Source organism: Ruegeria sp. AD2(2025) (assembly GCF_056542385.1).
Genome location: NZ_JBQFZS010000036.1, coordinates 1 through 1494, shown reverse-complemented (window position 1 = coordinate 1494; position 1494 = coordinate 1). Strand labels below are relative to the sequence as shown.

Annotated in this window: 1 protein-coding gene; it reads left to right on the top strand. The window is 66.9% G+C overall.

Annotation, left to right across the window (positions count from 1 at the left end):
• Positions 1-50: 50 nt before the first annotated feature.
• The coding region (locus ACR1XV_RS21405; protein WP_480535054.1) for an amino acid adenylation domain-containing protein at positions 51-1494 on the top strand (1444 nt) is incomplete at its 3' end.

Genomic DNA, 1494 nt, shown 5'->3' with positions numbered 1-1494 from the left:
CCACCGACACCGACCGCCAACACCCCCTCCACCCCCAGTCCCCCGCCTATATGATCTACACATCAGGCTCGACCGGAACGCCAAAGGGGGTCGTCACGGCGCATCATTCACTGACCACCCATCTGCAGTGGATGTGGGTTCAGTACGATTTCACCGAAGCGGACAGAATTCTGCAGAAGACGCCGCTCAGCTTCGATGTTTCGGTGTGGGAGCTGTTTCTGCCCCTCGTCACGGGGGCCTGTCTCGTGGTGGCACGGCCCGGTGCGCACCGGGACCCGATGGCGCTCGCGGCCGAGATCGAGGGGGCGGGTGTCACCACGATGCACTTCGTCCCGTCGATGCTGCAGGCGTTCCTGAACACCCCCGACCTTCCGGGCTGCGTGTCCCTGCGCCAGGTCTTCTGCAGCGGCGAGGCGCTCGCGCCGCACCAGCGGGACCTGTTCCGGCGGCGTTTTGCATGCAGCCTCTTCAACCTCTATGGACCGACCGAGGCGTCCATCGACGTGACGCATTGGGCCTGCGACCGGTCGGGTGCGCCCACGGTCCCGATCGGCCGGCCCGTCGACAACATGCAGGCCTATGTCCTGGATCGCGGCCTGCGTCCGGTGCCTCCCAAGGCCGCTGGCGAGCTCTACATCGCCGGTGTGGGGCTGGCGCGTGGCTACTGGCATCGCCCGTCTCTGTCCGCCAGCCGCTTTGTGGCGAACCCCTTCGGCGGGCCCGGTGACCGCATGTACCGGACCGGCGACATCGTGCGGTGGCGCGACGATGGGGCGCTGGAATACCTCGGGCGGGACGATCATCAGATCAAGCTGCGCGGGTTCCGGGTCGAACTGGGTGAGGTCGAAGCTGCCCTGATGGCCCGCCCCGGTATCGCGGAATGCGCCGTCGTCGGCAAAAGCAGGGACGGTGCCGACACCCTCCTGGTCGGTTATGTGGTACCTGAACCCGGGGTAAGGCCCGATCCGCGCGATCTGCAGCGGGACCTGACCCGACGGTTGCCCGGCTTCATGGTGCCGAGCGCCATCGTGGTGATGGGGAGCCTGCCGCTGACGCCGAGCGGAAAGCTCGACCGCCGCAGCCTGCCCGAGCCGACTTACGAGGTGCAGGCGTCGGGGCAACCGCGGCCGGAGGCCGAGGAACGCCTTGCCGCGCTGTTCTGCGAGGTGCTGGGGCTCAAATATGTCGGATCGAGCGACAATTTCTTCGATATCGGCGGGCATTCCCTGTTGGCGATCAAGCTGGCCGGGCGCATTCGTGCGCATTTCGATGTGGACATCGGCATCGCCGATCTGTTCGCCCACCCCACGGTCGGAAGCCTGTTTTCCCTGATCCGCGAGGGCAGGGACGCGCCGCGATTGTCCCTTCAGCCGCAGCCCGAGCGTGCCCGGGCGGTGACGTCCTCGGCGCAGGACCGGTTGTGGTTTCTGTTCCGCTCGGGCGGGCCGACGGCGCTTTATAACATGCCGCTGGTGCTCGAGCTTTCTGGCGATC